Origin of the sequence: Pseudomonas sp. WS 5532 (assembly GCF_012985445.1) — a bacterium.
Lineage (GTDB): Bacteria > Pseudomonadota > Gammaproteobacteria > Pseudomonadales > Pseudomonadaceae > Aquipseudomonas > Aquipseudomonas edaphica.
This window is the reverse complement of sequence record NZ_JAAQWK010000011.1, coordinates 179727-196851: the sequence shown is the minus strand read 5'-3', so window position 1 is coordinate 196851 and position 17125 is coordinate 179727. Positions and strand designations below refer to the sequence as shown.

The 17125-nt window shown below is 60.5% G+C and carries 15 protein-coding genes; 7 read left to right on the top strand and 8 right to left on the bottom strand.

Translation table 11 applies throughout. The features are described from left to right. Positions 1-46 precede the first annotated feature (46 nt). The 7 genes from HBO23_RS19830 to HBO23_RS19800 all read left to right on the top strand — a co-directional run bounded on the left by HBO23_RS19830 (position 47) and on the right by HBO23_RS19800 (position 5705). On the top strand, positions 47-1036 hold the full coding sequence (locus HBO23_RS19830) for an alpha/beta fold hydrolase (RefSeq protein ID WP_017134757.1): 990 nt from the start codon (positions 47-49) through the stop codon (positions 1034-1036). A gap of 234 nt (positions 1037-1270) precedes the next feature. Next, positions 1271-1759, top strand: a complete 489-nt coding sequence (gene rraA / locus HBO23_RS19825) for a ribonuclease E activity regulator RraA (protein WP_169985266.1) — start codon at positions 1271-1273, stop codon at positions 1757-1759. A 25-nt stretch (positions 1760-1784) separates the two neighbouring features. After that, the gene (locus HBO23_RS19820) at positions 1785-2780 is read left to right on the top strand and encodes a zinc transporter ZntB (RefSeq protein ID WP_138814349.1); all 996 of its coding nucleotides are present in this window, start codon (positions 1785-1787) and stop codon (positions 2778-2780) included. A gap of 86 nt (positions 2781-2866) precedes the next feature. Next, positions 2867-3112 carry a hypothetical protein gene (locus HBO23_RS19815; RefSeq protein ID WP_005790375.1) on the top strand — a complete coding sequence of 82 codons (246 nt, stop codon included), beginning with the start codon at positions 2867-2869 and terminating at the stop codon, positions 3110-3112. 2 nt (positions 3113-3114) lie between these two features. Continuing rightward, a complete protein-coding gene (locus HBO23_RS19810; protein ID WP_003193288.1) occupies positions 3115-3939 on the top strand; it encodes a mechanosensitive ion channel domain-containing protein in 825 nt (274 codons plus the stop codon). A gap of 87 nt (positions 3940-4026) precedes the next feature. Then, positions 4027-4617, top strand: coding sequence for an RNA polymerase sigma factor SigX (sigX, locus tag HBO23_RS19805; protein WP_017134760.1), 591 nt, complete (start codon positions 4027-4029; stop codon positions 4615-4617). 107 nt (positions 4618-4724) lie between these two features. Further along, positions 4725-5705 carry an OmpA family protein gene (locus tag HBO23_RS19800; protein WP_017134761.1) on the top strand — a complete coding sequence of 327 codons (981 nt, stop codon included), beginning with the start codon at positions 4725-4727 and terminating at the stop codon, positions 5703-5705. 60 nt (positions 5706-5765) lie between these two features. On the opposite strand, the gene cobA is transcribed toward HBO23_RS19800, so the two are convergent. From cobA to HBO23_RS19760, 8 genes are all read right to left on the bottom strand, one after another. Further along, positions 5766-6509: a uroporphyrinogen-III C-methyltransferase gene (gene cobA / locus HBO23_RS19795; RefSeq protein ID WP_099548799.1), complete on the bottom strand. Its 744-nt coding sequence runs from the start codon at positions 6507-6509 to the stop codon at positions 5766-5768. Positions 6510-6519: 10 nt separating this feature from the next. After that, on the bottom strand, positions 6520-9228 hold the full coding sequence (locus HBO23_RS19790; RefSeq protein WP_170039293.1) for a nitrate reductase: 2709 nt from the start codon (positions 9226-9228) through the stop codon (positions 6520-6522). Next, on the bottom strand, positions 9228-9545 hold the full coding sequence (nirD, locus tag HBO23_RS19785; RefSeq protein ID WP_017134764.1) for a nitrite reductase small subunit NirD: 318 nt from the start codon (positions 9543-9545) through the stop codon (positions 9228-9230). The genes HBO23_RS19790 and nirD overlap by 1 nt, the downstream gene beginning before the upstream one ends. Further along, the gene (gene nirB, locus HBO23_RS19780) at positions 9542-11995 is read right to left on the bottom strand and encodes a nitrite reductase large subunit NirB (protein WP_170039291.1); all 2454 of its coding nucleotides are present in this window, start codon (positions 11993-11995) and stop codon (positions 9542-9544) included. Before nirB ends, nirD begins: the two co-directional genes overlap by 4 nt. Positions 11996-12227: 232 nt before the next feature. Continuing rightward, entirely contained in the window at positions 12228-13898 is a 1671-nt protein-coding gene (locus tag HBO23_RS19775; protein WP_170039327.1) for a bifunctional protein-serine/threonine kinase/phosphatase, read from the bottom strand. Beyond that, on the bottom strand, positions 13898-15109 hold the full coding sequence (locus tag HBO23_RS19770) for a nitrate/nitrite transporter (protein WP_170039289.1): 1212 nt from the start codon (positions 15107-15109) through the stop codon (positions 13898-13900). The genes HBO23_RS19775 and HBO23_RS19770 overlap by 1 nt, the downstream gene beginning before the upstream one ends. Positions 15110-15292: 183 nt before the next feature. Next, positions 15293-15868, bottom strand: a complete 576-nt coding sequence (locus tag HBO23_RS19765) for an ANTAR domain-containing protein (protein WP_053257467.1) — start codon at positions 15866-15868, stop codon at positions 15293-15295. 13 nt (positions 15869-15881) lie between these two features. Continuing rightward, the gene (locus HBO23_RS19760; protein WP_170039287.1) at positions 15882-17108 is read right to left on the bottom strand and encodes a CmpA/NrtA family ABC transporter substrate-binding protein; all 1227 of its coding nucleotides are present in this window, start codon (positions 17106-17108) and stop codon (positions 15882-15884) included. Between the last annotated feature and the right edge of the window lie 17 nt (positions 17109-17125).

Sequence of the window (17125 nt, the reverse complement as noted above, 5' to 3'; positions counted from 1 at the left end):
GGGCGGAATTCCATCCGGACGCCGCCCTTTTTTGTGCAAGAGCATTATGCAAAGCAGCAGCAACCTATTTCCCGTCGCCTTGATCAGCGCTGAACGTCGTGGCGACCTGAGTGAAGATGTGTACCGCCTCAAACCCGGCAACAGCCCCGACGGCACCGTTGAGCTGGCTGTGACCCGTTTGGGCCTGGCAGATGTCCCGGAAAACCGGGGCACGCCGGTAATTTTATTGCACGGCAGTTTTTCCAATCGGCGCTTCTGGTATTCGCCCAAAGGTATCGGCCTGGGCGCTTACCTGGCGCGTCAGGGGTTTGATGTGTGGATCCCGGAAATGCGCGGCCATGGCCTGTCCAAGCGCAATCAGGATTACGCCAGAAACCGCGTCGCCGATTATGCGCGTTACGATTTGCCGGCGATCGGCGCGTTTGTCCGTGAGCAAAGCGCACAAATCCCGCACTGGATCGGCCACTCCCTGGGCGGCACTGCCTTGGCAGCGGCTTTGGGCGGTCAGCACCTTGGCGCGCCAGCCGTGGCGTCGGTAGCCCTGTTTGGCTGCCAGGTCAGCCGCACCCACTGGCCGTTGAAGATTCCGCCGCTGGAGTGGACCGGCCGTTTGCTCTTGAAACGCTTTGGTGAAGTATCCGGTGTACGGCTCAAACGCGGCCCCGAGGACGAGCCGGCGGGCGTGATGATCGAAGCCATGCGCTGGAACGGCCTGTTCGGTCGTTTTGGCGATGGCAAGCAGGACTGGTGGAAAGGCCTGGCCGATGTCGACGTGCCGCTGCTGGCGGTCAGCGCTGCTGGCGATCAACAGGACCCGGACTGGGCTTGTCGCAAGTTGTTCGAACAAGTTGGCTCTGAACACCGCCAATACCTGTGCCTGGGGCGCAAGCAAGGCTTCAGCGGGGATTTCGGGCACGTCGAGATGCTGGTCAGCAAGGCCGCGCAGGCCGAAGTGTGGCCGTTGATGGCGCAATGGCTGAAAGATCCACTGACACCTTTATTCGCAGCAGAGCCCCAGGTAGCTGCAACGGTTTAGCATAACCGCTCTGCCAAGGGCGTTTCACTCCAGAGAGGTTGCGGCTAAGATATGACGCGTCAGACGCTTCTGGTCATATTCAGTCGCGCAGTCGCTATTGCGTTGCGATGGCGTGGGTCTGATCATGGCCGCCGCTGAGGGGTGAGCGCTTAAACTTCAGCCGCTGTGACGCGTTTTTCTGATGTACACCGTGGGATGTTCGACCTCTTCCTTGATGACAGGAGTTTCCCGATGATTCATTACGTGACGCCCGATCTGTGCGACGCCTACCCGGAGCTGGTGCAGGTAGTTGAGCCGATGTTCAGTAATTTCGGTGGCCGAGACTCCTTTGGCGGTGAAATCGTCACCATCAAGTGCTTCGAAGACAATTCGCTGGTCAAGGAACAGGCCGACCAACCAGGCGCCGGCAAAGTACTGGTGGTCGATGGCGGCGGTTCCCTGCGTCGCGCGCTGCTGGGCGACATGATCGCCGAGAAAGCTGCAAAAAATGGTTGGGAAGGGTTGGTGATCTACGGTTGCGTGCGTGATGTCGACGTCCTCGCCCAGACAGACCTGGGTGTGCAGGCGCTGGCGCCTCACCCCATGAAGACCGACAAGCGCGGCATTGGCGACCTGAACGTGGTGGTGACGTTTGCCGGCGTGACATTCCGCCCTGGTGAGTACGTCTACGCCGACAATAATGGCGTGATCGTTTCGCCAAGCCCGCTGAAAATGCCTGAATAAACCGCAGTAGCCGAAAGGGGTGAGGATGTTCGAGGAAGAAAACGCGCAATGGGGGCTGGTGCATGCCCTGGTGCTGGACGGTAAAGGCGGTGCGCGTTCGATTGCCCGGACTGAGCTCGATGATTTGCAGCTGCAGCCTCAGGAAAGCCTGTGGCTGCATTGGGATCGCAGCCATCCACAAACCCAGACCTGGTTGCGTAAATCCAGCGGTTTGAGCGAATTTGCCTGCGACTTGTTGCTGGAGGAAAACACCCGACCGCGCCTGTTGCCGCTGCCGGACAGCGAATTGCTGTTGTTTCTGCGCGGAGTCAACCTCAACCCTGGCGCCGAGCCGGAAGACATGGTCTCGGTGCGTATTTTCGCGGCAGCCAGTCGCGTGATTTCCCTGCGCTTGCGCCCATTGCGGGCTACCGATGAGCTGCTGGTGCAACTGGCTGAGGGCAAAGGGCCAAAAACCGCCTCTGAACTCATCCTTTATATGGCGCAGTACCTGACCAATAAAGTGCAGGATCTGGTCACCGACCTGTCCGAAGTCGTCGATTTAGAGGAAGAAAAACTCGATGCCGACGAACGGTATACTCCGGAGCACGGCAACGTCTTGCAGATCCGTCGACGGGCTGCCGGATTGAAGCGTTTCCTGGCGCCGCAGCGGGATATTTTTGCGCAGCTGACGCGGATCAAATTAGCGTGGTTTTGTGATGACGATGCTGACTACTGGAACGAATTGAACAACAGCCTGACGCGCTACCTGGAAGAGCTCGAACTGACCCGGGAGCGCGTGGGGCTGGTACTTGAGGCCGAAGACCGGCGCTTGAGCGTACGCATGAATCGCACCATGTACCGCTTCGGGATCATCACCGGGATCTTCCTGCCGATGAGTTTTCTGACCGGTTTGCTGGGTATAAATGTGGGCGGGATTCCGTTCTCTGCCAGCCCCTATGGATTCGTGATTGCCTGCTTGTTGATGGTCTCGGTAGCACTGGGGCAATGGTGGCTATTTCGACGATTGCGCTGGGTTTGACCTGAATATGACCTGAACACAGGCAGGGGCACATGTGACCCAAAGAATTTAACCCTCGTCTTTTAACTCACTTGCGAGAGGTCTTTATGCACGATCCGTTCGAACAGTCTTTGCGTGACATGCTCAATGCGTCGCCATCCAACCGTGATGACGATGCATGCCTGGGCCGCGTGTTGAAAACCGCCAACCGTCAGGTAGGGGCGGGTGACCTGTTCGGTCTGCTGGGTCGTTGGTTGCCGGCGTTGATGATGGCCCTGAACAATGGTTCGGCCCACGTATCGCCGGTTTCGCGTCGTAAACCTCTTGCTCGCACTGCTGATAAGGCTGATTGAATATGGAACTTGATCTCTGGACCCAGAGCCTGGTCACCGCGATGACCGCATTGTGGACCAAGGTGGCGAATTTCATTCCCAACCTGTTTGGTGCTCTGGTTTTGGTGTTGCTGGGCTTTGTCGTGGCCAAGTTGCTCGACACCCTGCTGTCCAAATTGCTCGCAAAATTGGGGCTGGATCGCTTGATGGCGGGCACCGGCCTGACCAAGCTGCTGGGCCGTGCAGGGCTGCAAGTGCCGATCTCAACCCTCATCGGTAAGATCGTTTATTGGTTCGTTCTGCTTATTTTTCTGGTTTCTGCGGCTCAATCCCTTGGACTTGAGCGAGTTTCAGCTACGCTCGACATGCTGGCGCTGTATTTGCCGAAGGTTTTCGGCGGCGCGCTGGTGTTGCTGGTAGGTGTTTTACTGGCGCAACTGGCCAACGGGCTGGTGCGCGGTGCTGCTGAAGGCGTGGGGTTGGACTATGCTGCGGGCCTGGGGCGAATTGCCCAGGGGCTGGTGATCATCATCAGTATTTCCGTCGCGATCAGCCAGCTGGAGGTCAAAACTGACCTTCTAAACCACGTGATTGTGATTGTTTTGATTACCGTTGGTCTGGCAGTTGCGCTGGCCATGGGTTTGGGAAGCCGGGAAATTGCCGGTCAGATTCTTGCGGGAATCTATGTGCGTGAGCTGTATCAGGTTGGGCAACAGGTGCGTGTGGGCGAGGTCGAAGGGCAAATCGAGGAGATCGGCACGGTCAAGACGACGGTGCTGACCGATGACGGTGAGCTGGTATCGCTGTCCAATCGGATTCTCCTCGAGCAGCAGGTCAGTAGCCGCTAACCCGGCAAATCCTGCTAATGTACGCCGCCGCAAACCCGGGAGACCGGGCTGTAGCGGACATTGACCTGACTGTCGGCACGACTTGTTTTGAATAAAGCCCAAACGCTGTCCACGCGCTATGACCCCCGTGAGCTCTCTGATGAGGAGTTGGTCGCGCGCTCGCACACGGAGCTGTTTCACGTAACACGCGCGTACGAAGAATTGATGCGCAGGTATCAACGCACTCTGTTCAACGTTTGTTCAAGGTATTTAGGGAACGATAGAGATGCGGATGATGTCTGTCAGGAAGTGATGCTCAAGGTGCTGTACGGCCTGAAGAACTTCGAGGGCAAATCGAAGTTCAAGACATGGCTCTATAGCATCACGTACAACGAGTGCATCACGCAGTATCGTAAGGAACGGCGAAAGCGTCGCTTGATGGACGCTTTAAGTCTGGACCCCCTTGAGGAAGCGTCTGAAGAAAAGGCGCCGGTACCCGAGGAAAAGGCCGGACTTGATCGCTGGTTGGTGCATGTGAATCCGATTGACCGGGAAATTCTGGTGCTACGATTTGTCGCAGAGCTGGAGTTTCAGGAAATTGCTGACATCATGCACATGGGTTTGAGTGCTACAAAAATGCGTTACAAGCGTGCTCTTGATAAATTACGTGAGAAATTTGCGGGCGAGACTGAAACTTAGTGCGTGGCAAATATCTCTTACGTGTAGGCAAGTTCTGTTAGACTTGTCGCCGAGTTGTCCCCCGGTTTGTGGGACTGCTTTACAATCACCAGATGGGGATTTAACGGATGAAACTGAAAAACACCTTGGGCTTTGCCATTGGTTCTATTATTGCCGCTACTTCTTTCGGCGCACTGGCACAAGGCCAAGGCGCAGTTGAAGGCGAGCTGTTCTACAAGAAGCAGTACAACGATAGCGTTAAGCACATCGAAGACGGCTTCAACCCAGGCGCTCGCATTGGTTACTTCCTGACCGACGACCTGTCGTTGAACCTGTCCTACGACAAAACCAACCACACCCGTTCGAACGACGGTACTGGCAGCCAGAAGATCGGTGGCGACACTAGCAGCCTGACTGCTCAGTACCACTTCGGCCAGGCTGGCGTTGACAGCCTGCGTCCATACGTAGAAGGCGGTTTCGGCCACCAAAGCCGTGGCAACGTCAAAGCTGACGGCCACAGCGGTCGCGACCAGTCCACCCTGGCTATCGCCGGCGCTGGCGTGAAGTACTACTTCACCAACAACGTGTACGCTCGTGCCGGTGTTGAAGCTGACTACGCACTGGACAACGGCAAGTGGGACTACTCCGCACTGGTCGGCCTGGGTGTGAACTTCGGCGGTAACGCTGGCGCAGCTGCTCCAGCTCCTACCCCAGCACCAGCTCCAGAGCCAACTCCAGAGCCAGAAGCTCCAGTTGCTCAGGTTGTTCGTGTTGAGCTGGACGTTAAGTTCGACTTCGACAAGTCGGTTGTTAAGCCTAACAGCTACGGCGACGTGAAAAACCTGGCCGACTTCATGGCTCAGTACCCAGCTACCAACGTAGAAGTTGCTGGTCACACTGACTCCATCGGTCCAGACGCTTACAACCAGAAGCTGTCCCAGCGTCGTGCTGACGCTGTTAAGCAAGTCCTGGTTAAAGACGGCGTTGCTCCTAGCCGCATCACCGCGGTAGGTTACGGCGAATCCCGCCCAGTTGCTGACAACGCAACTGAAGCTGGTCGCGCTGTTAACCGTCGCGTAGAAGCGTCGGTTGAAGCTCAAGCTCAGTAATTACTGAGTGGTAGAAAAAAGCCCGGCTTAGGCCGGGCTTTTTTTTGCCTGAAATTTACCTCAGGCGCTGGCTGACACAGTAATAGAGGCGGCTTGCCCTGCGCCAGCAACACTGCCGATCACCAGGATTGCAGGGCTTTTCAGAGCAAATACCTGTGCATCGGTATGCATGTGCGCCAGAGTGCTGCGGCACTCGCGTTGCTGAGGCAATGATGCGTTCTCGATCATCGCCACCGGCGTATCCGCTGCCATTGCGCCCTCCAGCAATTGCTGACGAATCTCCTCCAGCTTCGCCACGCCCATATACACCACCAATGTCGTACCGCCCTCGGCCAAGGCACGCCAGTTCAGGCTGCTGTCGTCCTGGGTATGCGCCGTGACCAGCGTCACACCGCGGCTGACCCCGCGCAGCGTCAGGGGAATATCGCAGTTCGTTGCACCTGCCAGGCCCGCGGTAATCCCGTTGACCAATTCCACCTCAACCCCGCGTTCACGCAACCACAGCGCTTCTTCGCCGCCCCGGCCGAAAATACACGGGTCGCCGCCCTTAAGTCGCACCACGCATTTGCCTTGGCGCGCATAGCGCAGCATCAGGCGGTGGATAAAATCCTGGGGTGTCGAACGGCAGCCGCCGCGCTTGCCCACGGTTATCACCCGAGCGTCCGGGCAGTGCTCCAGCACCCTCGGGTTGACCAAATCATCGATCAGCACCACATCGGCTGCGTGCAGGGCGCGTACCGCCTTGAGGGTTAACAACTCCGGATCACCGGGGCCTGCGCCTACCAGCCAGACTTTTGCGCTCATGTTTATCCCCTCACACACTGATTGCGATTGGCAGCGACGTGCTGGCCAAAAGACGTTTGATTTCCGGTACACAAGAGCCGCACTGCGTGCCGCAGCCCAGTTCCTGCTTAAGCCCGGCCAGGTCCAGGCCACGGCCGATACCGGCGCATACCGCGCTTTCACTGACGCTCTTGCAGTTGCACAAAATTTTACTGCTGGCTGCCGCGCCGCCCGGTGGTGCACTGAGCGGCGCAAGTAACCAGCGCCGTAGTTGATCGTCGGCACGGCCTTCCAACCACAAACTCTGCAACCAATGCCGTGCCAGGGTTTCGCCGGCCAGGCGCAGCGCGGTGATGCGGCCTTTTTCGATTTTTACCCGCTTGCCAATCGAACGCCGCGGATCGTCATAGGCCATGACCGGGCCGTCATTGAGGCCCAGCAGTTCGTCGATACGGGTTAACAGTTGCAAGTCGGGCGCCTCGGTATGGGCTGCGCGCACCAGAAGAGCCGGCCGTTCACGCCCGGCCAGGCTCAAGCTGACGTAGGCAAAGCCCTCACACAGCGGGCGTAGGGCGTCAAAGTGTTGCTGCACATTTCCCTCGATCAGCGCGAACAGCTGCCACGGCAGTTGCACTGGCTCCAGGCGCACGCCGCTGTGTTTGAGTTCGGGCTGTTTCGACAAGGGGTCGAACGCCGGCTGGGTAAGGGCATTAACACCGCCCTTGAGAAAGCGATCACCCCAATGCATCGGCAGGAATGCCTGGCCCGGGCGCACGCTGTCATCGCTGCTGACGGCGATAATCACGCTGCCACGACGGCTTTTCAGGCTGACCAGATCGCCCTCTTTGAAACGGTGCCGACGCAGCTCATCCGGGTGCAGGCTCAGCAGTGCTTCATTGACGTGCCCGAACAACTGCGCGGCTGTGCCGGTGCGGCTCATGCCGTGCCATTGATCGCGCAGGCGCCCGGTGATCAGGGTCAGTGGGAAGCGCGCGTCACGTTGTTCTTTGGCGGCGCGGTAAGGGTCGGCGATAAAGTGCGCGCGGCCGCTGTGTGTCGGGAACACACCCTCGGTGTACAGGCGCGGCGTGCCCGCTTGTGCGCCCACGGGAAATGGCCATTGCTGCGGGCCGAGCTGGTCGAGCAGGGCATGGCTGATACCCGACAGGTCTAGGTCGCGGTTACGGGTCAACATCTTGTACTCATCAAAGATCTGCGCCGGTTGCTCGAAGGCGAACAAACTCGGCAACCCCGGACGCAAGCGTTGCTCAAGGCGCTGTGCGAAATCCACGGTAATCGCCCAGTCCGGCCGTGCTTCCCCGGGTGGGTCGATGGCGCGGCGTACGTGGGAAATCCGCCGTTCGGAATTGGTCACCGTGCCTTCTTTCTCGCCCCAACTGGCGGCGGGTAACAGCAGGTCGGCGTAGGCGGCGGTTTCGGTGGTGCGAAAAGCCTCCTGCAACACCACGAACGGGCAGGCCGCTAATGCCGCACGCACGCTGTTCTGGTCCGGCAAGGATTGCGCGGGGTTGGTACAGGCAATCCACACGGCCTTGATCTTGCCGGCCTGGATCTGTTCGAACAGTTCGATAGCCGTAAGCCCGGTAGGCGCCGGCAACGATTCAACGCCCCAATAGGCCGCGACTTCAGCCCTGTGCTCAGGGTTGGCCGCCTCGCGATGCCCCGGCAGCAGGTTCGACAAACTGCCGGTTTCGCGCCCGCCCATGGCATTTGGCTGGCCGGTCAGGGAAAACGGCCCGCAACCCGGCCGACCAATGGTGCCGGTGGCCAGGTGCAGGTTGATCAGCGCACTGTTTTTGGCGCTGCCGGCGGTGGACTGGTTGAGCCCCATGCACCACAGCGAGAGAAAACTGCCGGAGGTGCCGACCCACTCTGCACACACGCGCAACTGCTCGACGCTGATGCCGCACAACTGCGTGACCATCTGCGGCGTGTAGTCATGCACCAGTCGTTTCAACTCGAGCAACCCATCGGTATGCGTCTGGATAAAGTCGCGGTCGATCCAGTCTTCCCACAGCAACAGGTGCAAGATCCCATGGAACAGCGCCACATCGGTGCCCGGCAGGATCGCCAGGTGCAGGTCGGCCAAATCGCAAGTGTCTGTGCGCCGTGGGTCGATCACCAGCACTTTCATCTGCGGGCGCCGCGCCTTGGCTTCCTCAAGACGTCGGAACAATACCGGATGGGCGTAGGCCATGTTGCTGCCGACGATCATCACGCAATCACTTGCCTCCAGGTCTTCATAGCTGCACGGCGGCGCATCGGCGCCCAGGCTGCGCTTGTAGCCGACCACTGCCGAAGACATGCACAGCCGCGAATTGCTATCGATATTGTTGGTGCCCACCAGCGCGCGGGCCAGCTTGTTGAAGCTGTAGTAGTCCTCGGTCAGCAACTGGCCAGAGATGTAAAACGCCACGCTGTCCGGTCCATGTTCGGCAAGGGTGTCGGCGAACACGTTGGCCGCGTGGTCCAGGGCGGTGTCCCAGTCGGTGCGGGCGCGGGACAGGCCTTTGCCCAGGCGCAGTTCCGGGTACAAGGCACGGGCGGTCAGGTCGCCGGTCAGGTGCAGGCTCGAACCCTTGCTGCACAACTTGCCGAAGTTGGCCGGGTGGTTCGGGTCGCCTTGCACACCCAGGATCTGCACGCCGTCATGCTCGATCAGCAGGCCGCAACCCACCCCGCAGTAACAGCAGGTGGACGCGGTGGTCTGGCGGTTCATCAACCGGCGTCCCGCAGGGCCAGCATCACCCGGCCGTTTTCCACACGGGCGGGGTGATGATGGGCGCAACCGATGTCCGGCGCCTGGGCTTCGCCCGACGCCAGGTCGATCTGCCAGTTGTGCAGCGGGCAGGCCACGCGCTTGCCGTAGATCAAGCCTTGGGACAGCGGCCCGCCTTTGTGTGGGCAGCGGTCATCAAGAGCGAAAACCTCATCGTCACTGGTACGAAAAATCGCAATATCGCCTTTTGGCCCATTGATGATGCGCGAGCCCAGGGCGTTGATTTCATCGAGGGCGCAGATATCCAGCCAGTTCATGCCGACACCTCCAGCTGTTTGACGGGGATGACCTCGAATTCCTTTTTCAGCAGCGGCTGTTCCAGGCGTTCTTTCCACGGGTCTTGTTCGAATGACAGCGAGAATTGCAGGCGCTCGTTGAGGGCTTGGCGCCGGGCCGGGTCTTCCAGAACGGCTTTCTTGATGTGCTCCATGCCTACCCGTTGCAGGTAATGCACGGTGCGCTCGAGGTAGAAAGCCTCTTCGCGATACAGCTGCAGGAACGCGCCGTTGTATTCACGCACCTCTTCGGCAGTTTTCAGCTTGACGAAAAACTCCGCGACTTCGGTCTTGATCCCACCGTTGCCGCCGATGTACATCTCCCAGCCGGAGTCGACGCCGATAATGCCGACGTCCTTGATGCCCGCTTCCGAGCAGTTGCGTGGGCAACCGGACACCGCCAGCTTGACCTTGTGCGGCGACCACATATTGAACAGGTCGTGCTCCAACTCGATACCCAACTGCGTGGAGTTCTGCGTGCCGAAGCGGCAGAACTCGCTGCCCACGCAAGTCTTCACGGTGCGGATGGATTTGCCATAGGCGTGGCCGGAGGGCATGTCGAGGTCCTTCCACACACCGGGCAAATCCTGTTTCTTGATGCCCAGCAGGTCGATGCGCTGGCCGCCGGTGACCTTGACCATCGGCACGTTGTACTTGTCGGCCACGTCAGCAATGCGCCGCAGCTCCGACGGATTGGTCACACCGCCCCACATCCGTGGGACTACGGAGTAGGTGCCGTCTTTCTGAATGTTGGCGTGGGCGCGTTCGTTGATCAGGCGCGATTGCGGGTCGTCCTTGGCCTCGCCGGGCCAGGTGGAGATCAGGTAATAGTTCAGGGCCGGGCGGCAGGTCGCGCAGCCGTTGGGGGTGCGCCAGTTCAGGTAGCTCATGGTGCCGGCGATGGTCAGCAGGTGCTGGTCGCGGATCGCCTGGCGGATTTGCCCATGGTTGAGGTCGCTGCAGCCGCAGATGGCTTTTTCGCTTTTGGGTTGGACGTCGGCGGCGCCGCCCACGGTGTTGATCAGGATCTGTTCCACCAGCCCGGCGCAGGATCCGCAGGAGCTGGCGGCTTTGGTGTGCTTCTTCACATCGTCAACGCTGAACAACCCGTGTTCCTGGATCGCCTTGACGATGGTGCCTTTGCACACGCCGTTGCAGCCGCAGACTTCGGCGTTGTCGGCCATGCTCATGGCTTTGTCCTGGCCTTGGTGGCCGACATCGCCTAAAGCATTTTCGCCAAACATCAGGTGATCACGAATCTCGCCAATCGCGTGGTTCTCACGGATCTGGCGGAAATACCAACCACCGTCGGCGGTATCGCCGTACAGGCACGCGCCAACCAGGATGTCGTCCTTGATCACCAGCTTCTTGTACACGCCGCCAATCGGGTCGGAGAGGGTGATGGTCTCAGTGCCTTCGCCACCCATGAAATCCCCGGCGGAAAACAGGTCGATGCCGGTGACCTTCAGCTTGGTCGAGGTCACCGAGCCTTTGTAAGTGGCAAAGCCCAGTTGGGCCAGGTGATTGGCGCAGACCTTGGCCTGTTCGAACAGCGGCGCCACCAGGCCGTAGGCGATCCCACGGTGGCTGGCGCACTCGCCGATGGCATAGATGCGCGGGTCGTAGGTTTGCAGAGTGTCATTGACCAGAATCCCTCGGTTGCAGGGGATGCCGGATTTCTCTGCCAGTTCGGTGTTGGGGCGGATGCCGGCGGCCATCACCACCAAGTCGGCGGGGATGATGTCGCCATTCTTGAACTGCACCGAGCCGACACGACCATTGCCGGCGTCGTGCAGGGCCTGGGTTTGCTCGCACAGGCGAAACACCAGGCCACGGCTTTCCAGTTCGGTTTGCAGCAACTGGCCGCTGGTCTTGTCCAGCTGGCGTTCCAGCAGCCATTCGCCGATGTGCACCACGGTCACGTGCATGCCGCGCAACATCAGGCCGTTGGCGGCTTCCAGGCCGAGCAGACCACCGCCGATGACCACCGCGTGCTTGTGGGTCCTGGCGGTGTCGATCATGGCCTGGGTGTCGGCGATGTCGCGGTAGCCGATCACACCCTGCAAGGTATTGCCGGGGATTGGCAGGATAAAAGGCGTCGAGCCGGTGGCAATCAACAGGCGGTCGTACTCGGCCTCGCTGCCGTCCTCAGCGATGACGATGCGTCTTACGCGGTCGATCTGCACCACTTTGCGGTTGAGCAACAGCTTGATGTGGTTGTCCAGGTACCAGTCGAGGTCGTTGAGCACGATCTCTTCGAAGGTCTGCTCGCCGGCCAGCACTGGTGACAGCAGGATGCGGTTGTAGTTGGTGTGGGGCTCGGCGCCGAACACCGTGATGTCGTACAGGTCGCTGCTCAGCTTGAGCAATTCTTCAAGGGTGCGAACCCCGGCCATGCCGTTGCCGATCATCACCAGTTTGAGTTTCTTCATGTCGTTCTCCGCAATGGCTCGACAAATCGTGCGCAAACAAAAAAAGGCGCCCCCACCAGTTACCTGGCGAGGACACCTTTGTCCGGTCCCGTTCTCTCGGGAAGCTCGACCCTTCGACGTTGAAGGGGCGGCTATATGTGAGTTGTTGATGAAGCTAATGCAGCGGTTGTGCCAAGTCGCCGGACGCCCGTTTTATTGGGATTCCCATCGATATTGCGTGGGAATTCGCCCCCTAGTGGTGCAGCAGCCAGTACAGCAGCACCAGATTGACCAGCAGCGAGACGGTCGCCAGGGTTTGCCAGACCTTGAGCGGCTCGCGCTCCAGCAACGGTTTGGGTCGTACGCTCAATTCACGGCGGTCGGCCTGTTCCAGCACCAGCAACCATTCCTCGGCGGTTTCATAACGTTCTGCGGGCTGTGCGGCCACAGCGCGTTCCAGGCTCAACGGCAACCAGTCCGGTAAATCGGGGCGGTAACGACTGGCGCTGACGGGCTGGGTGAAACGTGGCCGCTGGAAAGCTTCGATTTCACCGTAGGGGTAATGCCCGGTCAGCAGGTAATAGAGCGTGACACCGATACTGTATAAATCCTGTTGCGGCGTAGGACGTTCGCCACTGAAGGCTTCGGGCGCGATAAAACTTGGGGTGCCGGGCAGCAAATGGGCGCGGTCCTCGGAAAGCCCCGGGCAGTAGGCCAGGCCGAAATCCAGCACGCGTAATTCGCCATCATCGCCCAGCAGCAGGTTTTCCGGCTTGATGTCACGGTGCAGGATCTGCCGTCGATGCAGAAGGCCCACTGCCCGCAGCAAACGCTCGGCAATGGACTGCCATTGCGCCAAGGGCAGCGGGCCTTGTTGCTGGAACAGCTGCGCGAGGGTCTGCCCCGAATATTCACGCATCACGTAGTACAAATGCTGACGCCCACTGGCCGCATGCACTTCAGGAAACGCGCGCCCGGCCGCTCGTCGCAGAAACCATTCTTCCGACAGCAAGGCTTGGCCGGCGTCGTTGTCATCGTCGCGGTTGAGCGGCAAGGTTTTCAACAGCCAAGCTTGTTGCTGGGCATCGCGCACGCGGTACAGCAATGACTGTCGGCTTTGCGCCAGCAGGCTTTCAACCTGCCAGCCTTCAAAGCGTTGCCCGGCCTTCAGGGGCGGTGGCAGCGGCCATTGCTGCAACTGCACCAGCGCATCGCCCAGGGTCGCGGCGCCTAGCTGGTCGATACGCACCAGCAGCGCGCTGGCATTGTCCTGGCTGGCGGCCAGGTGTGCGGCACTGACGAGCGTGTTCACCGCCACATCGAGATTGGTTTGTTCGCGCAGGATCGCGCTGATGCTGTGGTCGCCCAACGTGGCCCACACGCCATCGCTGAGCAGCAGGAAGCACTCGCCTTCGCGCAGTTCACCGTCGAGAAAGTCCAGCACCAGGTGCTGATCCAGGCCGAGGGCGCGCTTGAGCACATGCTGCATGCCCGGTTGTTCCCACACATGGTCTTGCGTGATGCGCTGCAACTCGCCGTCCAGCCAGCGATACACCCGGCAATCCCCCACATGCGCCAGGGTGAAGCGTTGGCCGCGAAATACCAGGGCGCTGAGGGTGGTCAGCAGCGGCTGGCCACCGCCGTTGGCCTGCAACCAGCGGTTCTGTGCCAGTAACAGTCGCTCCAGTGCCTGGGCCACACCCCAGGTTTGCGGCGTGGCGTAGTAGTCCAGGGCCAGCGCCTGCAAGGTTGAACGGGCGGCCAGGCCACCGTCGGCGCATTGGCTGACGCCATCGGCGATGGCGCACAGGTAACCCTTGCTTGCGGCCAGTTCCGGCATGGGCGTGACCACCCGCAGGGCATCCTGGTTTTCTGCCCGCGGGCCGATGGCGCTGGCCTGGGCGACGCTCAGTTGCAGGCTCATCAGACGCGTGCGGCGGTCACGGCGGCCGAGCCCCACGTGGTTCTCCAGCGACGCTTGACGCCGTGCAGGCCGAACCAGGCCAACACGCCAAGGCTGGCAAATAACCACAAGGCCAGCTGATAACTGCCGGTGCTCTGTTTGATCGCGCCCATGCCTGCCGCCAGGGCAAAGCCGCCAATGCCGCCCGCCATGCCGATCAGGCCGGTCATCACGCCTATTTCGCGGCGAAAACGCTGGGGCACCAGTTGGAACACCGCGCCATTACCTGCACCGAGGCCGAGCATGGTGCAGACGAAAAGCGCCAGTGCGGCGTAGGAACTTGGCAGGTTGAAACCCACGGCGGCGATGCAAATCGCTGCCACGCCGTACATGCCGAGCAGGGTGCGAATCCCACCGAAGCGGTCGGCCAGTGCACCGCCCAAGGGGCGCATCAAGCTGCCGCCAAACACACAGGCGGCGGTGTAGTAGCCGGCGGTCACCGGGCTCAGGCCGTACTGGTCGTTGAAGTAGCCGGGCAAAGCGCTGGCCAGCCCGATAAAGCCGCCGAACGTCACGCTGTAGAAGAACATGAACCACCAGCTGTCGCGGTCGCCCAAGGCTTTGAAATAGTCGGCCATGGACTTGGCTTTCGGGCGCTCGGGCGCATTGCGCGCGAGCCACGCGAACACGATCAGTGTCAGCACCAGCGGGATCAGCGCGAAGCCGAACACATTGCTCCAGCCAAATGCGGCGGCCAATACCGGCGCCAGCAAGGCGGCAAATACGGTGCCGGAGTTGCCGGCGCCGGCAATACCCATGGCCTTGCCTTGGTGCTCAGCCGGATACCACTGGGAAGCCAAGGGCAGGGCGACTGCAAAGGATGCACCGGCCATGCCCAGGAACACGCCCAGCAACAGCGCTTGCTCGTAGGTATGGATGCCGAGTTTCCAGGCGCCGAACAGGGCGGCGATCACAATCACCTGGCCGATCAGCCCGGCGGTCTTGGGTGACAGCTTGTCGGCCAGCATGCCCATCAAAAAGCGCAGCACCGCGCCTGCCAGGATTGGCGTGGCCACCACCAGGCCGCGTTGCTGGGTGGTCAGGTGCAGGTCGGCGGCAATCTGCACCGCCAGTGGCCCCAGCAGGTACCAGACCATGAAGCTCAGGTCGAAATACAGGAACGCGGCAAACAGGGTCGGGGTGTGCCCGGATTTCCAGAAGCTTGATTTCATCACGCACCTCAACGGTTGGGGGTCTTGTCAGAAGGCCTGTTGGCCCCAATCGCCGGGGCCAAAACGAAAAAAAACGCCGCCATCGAGTTCGCGAGTGCAAACCGGATGAGCGACGTCTTTGTCGTAGAAGGGGCAACCGCCGTTGGCTACCTGTAATAAGTGCTTAGCAAGAGCTGCGCCAGTTCAGCCGAGCAGCTCACTCATGGCGATGATCTGCTCGGCCACCTGGATCAATTTCTGCTGGCGGCTCATGGCCTGGCGGCGCATCAGGGTGTAGGCCTCTTCCTCATTGCAGTGCTTCATTTTCATCAGCATGCCCTTGGCCAACTCGATGCGCTTGCGCTCGGCCAACTGTTGGTCACGGGCCTGGAGCTGGGCGCGCAAGGCCTGGTCGCTTTCAAAGCGGGCCATGGCCACATCGAGAATCGGCTGCAGGCGCTGGGCCTGAATGCCTTCGACGATGTAGGCGCTGACCCCGGACTTGATCGCCTGGCGCATCACGTTCGGGTCGTGCTCATCGGTGAACATCACGATGGGTCGCGGCTGGTCGCGGCTGACCAGCACCACTTGCTCCATCACATCGCGACCGGGTGACTCGGTATCGATCAGGATCACGTCCGGGCGCACCGTTTCGACGCGCGCCGGCAAGTCGATGGTCAAGCCGGACTCATCGATCACCTCGAAACCGGCCTCGGTCAAAGCGGCTTTGAGGCGCCCAACCTTGCGCGGGGTGTCGTTGATCAACAGGATTCGTAACATAGTCGTGGTCCTGTCAGCGCAGTGCCTGGCGGCTGGTAAGGTTCGCCAGGGCATGCAGTCGGAAGCTGCGGGCGTAGGCGGCGGGGTCGGAGCCGTCCCAGATCTTGCCGTCGATCAACAGGCTGCTGCGCATGTCTTGGGCGTTGGCCGGGACGCCAACGGCAGTCGCGGCCTGGCGATACAGGTCCAGTTGCTGCACCTGGCGAGCCACGCCCAGGTAGTCCGGGTCTTCGCGCAGCAGGCCCCAACGTCGAAACTGGGTCATGAACCACATGCCATCGCAGAGGTACGGCAGGTTCACCTCGCCATCAGCAAAAAAGCGCAGGGCGTGCGGGTCTTGCCACTGGTTGCCGAGGCCGTCGTCATAAGCCCCCAGCAAGCGGGGTTCGATGCAGTCGAGCGGGGCATCGAGGTACTCGCGAGCGCTGAGCAGTTGTGCGGTAGAGCGGCGGTTTTCCTGGCTTTGTTCGATAAAACGGCTGGCCTCGAGGATCGCCATAACCAGTACGCGGGCGGTGTTTGGGTATTGATCGACGAACGCCTGGGTGCAGCCGAGCACTTTTTCTGGGTGGTTTGGCCAGATCGACTGGGTAGTGGCCAGGGTGAACCCCTGGTTTTGCTTGACCGCGCTGGCGCACCAGGGCTCACCGACACAAAAACCGTCGATGCGCCCGGCTTGCAGGTGCGCGATCATCTGCGGTGGCGGCACCACCACACTGTCTACATCTTGCAACGGGTGAATGCCTTGGCTCGCCAGCCAGTAATACAGCCACATGGCGTGGGTGCCTGTGGGAAATGTCTGGGCGAACGTCAGCTTTGTTCGGCTTTGGTGCACGTGGCGGTCGAGCGCCTCAGGAGTGGTCACGCCCTGCTGTTGCAGGCCGTGGGACAGGTTGATGCTCTGGCCGTTCTGGTTGAGCCCCATCAGTACCGCCATGTCGGTGGGCGCTACGCCGCCAATGCCCAAGTGTACGGCATAGATCAACCCGTACAGGCTGTGGGCGGCGTCCAGTTCACCGCTGACCAGTTTGTCGCGCAGGCTGGCCCAGGAGGATTGGCGCTTGAGGTTCAGCGTCAGGCCGTAGGGTTGGGCAAATCCCTGGGTGGCGGCGACCACCAATGAAGCGCAGTCGGTGAGTGCCATGAAACCCAGGTCCAGGCTGCTCTTTTCCGGGGCGTCACTGCCGTTGACCCACGCCAGTGGGGTGTTCACCGGGCTGTTGCCGACCGAGTCGTTCATCAACACCTACCTTTTCT

What these genes read in the sequence shown, in the direction of transcription:
- HBO23_RS19820 (WP_138814349.1), top strand. Translation starts at nt 1,785, where the DNA reads ATGTTCGAGGAAGAAAACGCGCAATGGGGGCTGGTGCATGCCCTGGTG.
- HBO23_RS19760 (WP_170039287.1), bottom strand. Translation starts at nt 17,108, where the DNA reads ATGAACGACTCGGTCGGCAACAGCCCGGTGAACACCCCACTGGCGTGG.
- HBO23_RS19810 (WP_003193288.1), top strand. Translation starts at nt 3,115, where the DNA reads ATGGAACTTGATCTCTGGACCCAGAGCCTGGTCACCGCGATGACCGCA.
- HBO23_RS19770 (WP_170039289.1), bottom strand. Translation starts at nt 15,109, where the DNA reads ATGAAATCAAGCTTCTGGAAATCCGGGCACACCCCGACCCTGTTTGCC.
- HBO23_RS19790 (WP_170039293.1), bottom strand. Translation starts at nt 9,228, where the DNA reads ATGAACCGCCAGACCACCGCGTCCACCTGCTGTTACTGCGGGGTGGGT.
- HBO23_RS19775 (WP_170039327.1), bottom strand. Translation starts at nt 13,898, where the DNA reads ATGAGCCTGCAACTGAGCGTCGCCCAGGCCAGCGCCATCGGCCCGCGG.
- HBO23_RS19815 (WP_005790375.1), top strand. Translation starts at nt 2,867, where the DNA reads ATGCACGATCCGTTCGAACAGTCTTTGCGTGACATGCTCAATGCGTCG.
- HBO23_RS19830 (WP_017134757.1), top strand. Translation starts at nt 47, where the DNA reads ATGCAAAGCAGCAGCAACCTATTTCCCGTCGCCTTGATCAGCGCTGAA.
- HBO23_RS19800 (WP_017134761.1), top strand. Translation starts at nt 4,725, where the DNA reads ATGAAACTGAAAAACACCTTGGGCTTTGCCATTGGTTCTATTATTGCC.
- nirB (WP_170039291.1), bottom strand. Translation starts at nt 11,995, where the DNA reads ATGAAGAAACTCAAACTGGTGATGATCGGCAACGGCATGGCCGGGGTT.
- HBO23_RS19765 (WP_053257467.1), bottom strand. Translation starts at nt 15,868, where the DNA reads ATGTTACGAATCCTGTTGATCAACGACACCCCGCGCAAGGTTGGGCGC.
- cobA (WP_099548799.1), bottom strand. Translation starts at nt 6,509, where the DNA reads ATGAGCGCAAAAGTCTGGCTGGTAGGCGCAGGCCCCGGTGATCCGGAG.
- nirD (WP_017134764.1), bottom strand. Translation starts at nt 9,545, where the DNA reads ATGAACTGGCTGGATATCTGCGCCCTCGATGAAATCAACGCCCTGGGC.